Consider the following 3,519-nt stretch of genomic DNA (forward strand, 5'->3'; position numbering starts at 1 on the left):
AACGGGCTGACGGTCCGGCTGTCGCCTGGTTGGCAGCCACAGCGGTAGAAGCGCGGACTGGAAACGGTGGCATTGCCGAACACGGTGCGAAAGATGATCAGGTACTTTCCTTTGCGGCACAAGTGACGACCGCAGGCTGGACAGCAGCGGTGCTTATCCCCGAAGGCCGCAGCCTGAGCGCTTACGACATGCTGCTGCAGGCATTGCTGAAGGGATTTGCTCTCGCCGATCGACAAACCAACGGCTTCCAACTGGTGGTGGCGCTTCACGAGACGCAGGATGTCGCAGTCGGTGAACACCGTGCCATCGTCGCCGACGATCCGAAGCTGAAGGTGAACGTGCATGGCCGACGGCATGCTGGGGTCTTCCGAAAATTGCAGGGGGGACATAGCCGCCAAACTACCCGCCTTCACCTACCCAGACTACCGACATCCCACGGTTCCTGTTGCTCTCTCGATCGGCCGCCTCGTCAGCATTTCTGCCATGTCCTCACAAGTTGATAATTCCCGGGTTTCAGAACTACCTTGTTAGCCCAGCGCACATAATCCGGTAGCCGCCTCGCTCTCTTGAGGACGCGCCGCGGATCATACATCGTCGCGGGCTGCCGTTCTCACGGCATCAATGAAGGCGCGCAAGGCGGGAGCCATCTGCCTTTGCTTGGGGTAGCAGAGAAAATAGCCAGGGTAGGGCTGGCAATATTGATCGAGCATTTTGACGAGCTTGCCCGCGGCAATATGGGCGTCGGCCTCTCGATTGGTCGCAAAGGCGATGCCGGCGCCGTCCAGGCACACCGATAGCATCATTCCCCGGTCGCTCACGATGATGGAGCCTTTGACCACGAGTTCGAACCAGCTCCCGTCACGATGGAATTCCCAGGCATAGGGAAGACTCTGCCCCGACCAACGCCAGAGAATGCAATTGTGATCCAGCAACTGTTCGGGCGTTTCCGGTGTGCCACGCCTGGCAATGTAATCCGGTGTTGCGACCGGATACTGGCGAAGCGGACCGCCGATTTCGACAGCGATCATGTCGCGTTCGACCACCTCACCGGGGCGGATGGTAACATCCCATCCGCCCGACACGATGTCGACGACGGTATCATCGACAGTGACGTCAACGGTGATCTCCGGGTAGGACCGACTGAACGCACCAAGCATAGGAGCGATGAATACCTGCGCGGCGAGCCGCGCGGCGTGTACACGGACCGTGCCTGCGGGGGTGTCTCTGAAGCGGACAGCGTTCTCAACCGCTGCGTTGATTTCGTCCATCGCCGGGCGCAGGCGAAGCAGCAAGGCTTCTCCTGCCGGTGTAAGGGCGACGCTGCGTGTCGTCCGATTGAGGAGGCGGATGCCGAGACGTTCCTCAAGGCTGCGGATCGTCTGGCTGAGAGAGGATGGCGTAATGCCGAGGCGCTCTGCCGCGCGGCTGAAACTCAATTGTTCGGCTACAGTCACAAAGGTCCGGAGCTGAGCAAATTCACTGCCTTGAACGGTCGGCGTCATTCTTACCCCGATTGGCAAACCACTGATTGCTTAGTTGATAACCGATAATCCCAATGCATTCCGGCTAATTCTTAAGTGTTGGGTCGATTTTTCGCGGGGTTTGACAGCGCCTCCATCTGATCCGTGCGCTTGAAAATGAACAGGACGACCGGGCGAAAGTGAACAGCCTATTCGGCAGCCTGAACAGCTGAAGGGGTTGAGAAACCCGGAGGCTGCTCGCGCCTTCATCGCATCAGGTCCGGCAAGTACTGTCTGCCGTCGTTGAAGACGGGGAGACAGATGCCGAGAGAGAGGGTTGCGATGAGGAAGGTGAAGGAAGTGCTGCGTCTACGCTACGAACTTGGAATGAGCTACAGCCAGATCCGTCAGAGCTGTGGGGTAAGCCTGGGCACGCTGAACAACCTGCTGGTGCGGACGGAACAGGCAGGGCTGAGGAGCTGGGATCAGGTCCGGGATCTGGGCGAGGAGGCGCTGGAGAGGCGGCTCTACCAGCGTGCCGATGACGGCCACTGGCTGGAGATACGGCCGCTGACGGACTGGGCAGCGGTGGACCGGGATCTGCGCCGGCACAAGCATCTGACCCTGAAGCTGATATGGGGCGAGTACATCCAGGCGCACCCCCGACGGATACGGGTTCACCCAGTTCTGCGAATACTTCCGCCGCTGGCGCCGGGAGCAGGGGCGCACGGTGACACTGCGCCAGGAGCACCGCCCCGGCGCGGCGCTGCAGGTCGACTACGCGGGCGACACGGTGGTGGTCATGGACGCCGGCGTGGCGCGCGAGGCGCAGATCTTCGTAGCCTGCCTGCCGTTCTCGGGTTTGATCTATGCGGAGGCGACCTGGACACAGCGGGTGGAGGACTGGCTGTCCGCGCATGTCCGGGCCTTCAACCACATCGGCGGCGTGGTCACCTCCCTGTTGCCCGACAACCTGAAGAGCGGCGTCACCAGGGCGAACTTCTTCGACCCGGTGCTCAACGCCAGCTACTACGAGCTGGCCCGCCACTACGGTACCGCCGTCCTGCCGGCGCGACCGGGCAAGCCACGGGACAAGCCGGCGGTGGAGAATGCGGTGCTGCAGGTCGAACGCTGGATCCTGGCTCCGCTGCGCCACCGCACCTTCTTCGGGCTGGACGAACTGAACGCCGCCATCGCACCGTTGTGCGAGGCGCTCAACAACCGGCCGCTGTCGCCCCCACGCGAGGGGACACGCCGATCCGTCTTCGAAGCTGAGGAGCGGGCCCTGCTGCGGCCGTTGCCGGCCGAGCCCTACGTTGTGGGACAGTGGGACCTGTGTCGCGCTGTCGGAGCCGACTACCATGTGGTCGTCGACGGCCATTACTACTCGGTGCCCAGTGCCCTGGCGCATTCCCGGGTCGACGTGTTCACCACGCCGACGCTGGTGTCGATCTTCCAGCGCGGCGAGCGGATCGCCAGCCACCCGCGCAGCCCGGCCAAGGGCGGCCACACTGCGCGGCCCGAGCACATGCCGCCGAGCCACCGCGCCGTCGTGGAGCGCACGCCCGAGCGCCTGCGCGCGGAGGCGGCGGCGATCGGCGTCGCCACGGCAGCCTACGTCGACCGTCTGATCGACAGCCGCCAGCACGTCGCACAGGGAGTGCGGGCGGCTGTCGGCGTCATTCGCCTGTCCGGTCGGCAAGGCGCCGCCGCTCTGGAGAAGGCGTGCGAGCGAGCGCTGGCGGCCGGCGTCCTGTCGCCGTGGTTCGTTGAAGGTCTGCTGAAGGGTAAGCATCCGCCGAGCACCGCAGGAGGGAACCATTGAGAAGAGGGCGGGACGTATCGCATGATTGCAGTCCTGTTGGACTGTGAGGCGATCATGGACATCGACACCGACCGGATCGACGATGCTGTACTGGCGCTTTTGTGGTTGGGACTTCACGACGGTGCGCGCGCGTGGAAGTCTTTCGACTGGGACGCGATGGACCGGCTGCATACCAAGGGGCTGATCCACGATCCGGTCGGCAAGGCCAAGTCGGTGGTTTTCAACCCGGAGGGT

At 63.2% G+C, this 3,519-nt stretch carries 4 protein-coding genes and 2 pseudogenes; 3 read left to right on the plus strand and 3 right to left on the minus strand.

Annotated elements, in window-relative coordinates:
* The 3 genes and pseudogenes from AC5JJ6_RS04715 to AC5JJ6_RS04725 all read right to left on the minus strand — a co-directional run.
* Positions 1-356: pseudogene (locus AC5JJ6_RS04715) on the minus strand (ISKra4 family transposase); the annotation flags it as partial.
* Positions 357-584: 228 nt separating this feature from the next.
* Positions 585-1,502, minus strand: a complete 918-nt coding sequence (locus tag AC5JJ6_RS04720) for a LysR family transcriptional regulator (protein WP_496040935.1) — start codon at positions 1,500-1,502, stop codon at positions 585-587.
* Positions 1,503-1,829: 327 nt separating this feature from the next.
* Positions 1,830-2,189: a hypothetical protein gene (locus tag AC5JJ6_RS04725; protein ID WP_496040936.1), complete on the minus strand. Its 360-nt coding sequence runs from the start codon at positions 2,187-2,189 to the stop codon at positions 1,830-1,832.
* On the opposite strand from AC5JJ6_RS04725, the pseudogene istA reads away from it, so the two are divergent.
* The 3 genes and pseudogenes from istA to AC5JJ6_RS04740 form a co-directional block, all read left to right on the plus strand.
* A pseudogene (gene istA, locus AC5JJ6_RS04730) lies at positions 2,188-2,706 on the plus strand (IS21 family transposase); the annotation flags it as partial. The gene AC5JJ6_RS04725 and the pseudogene istA overlap by 2 nt on opposite strands.
* A gap of 51 nt (positions 2,707-2,757) precedes the next feature.
* Complete coding sequence (locus AC5JJ6_RS04735; protein ID WP_496040938.1) at positions 2,758-3,285, plus strand: Mu transposase domain-containing protein; 528 nt, start codon at positions 2,758-2,760, stop codon at positions 3,283-3,285.
* A 54-nt stretch (positions 3,286-3,339) separates the two neighbouring features.
* Positions 3,340-3,519, plus strand: a 180-nt coding sequence (locus AC5JJ6_RS04740; protein ID WP_496040937.1) for a DUF6429 family protein, incomplete at its 3' end; no start/stop codon positions are given.

This window comes from Skermanella sp., assembly GCF_059503625.1.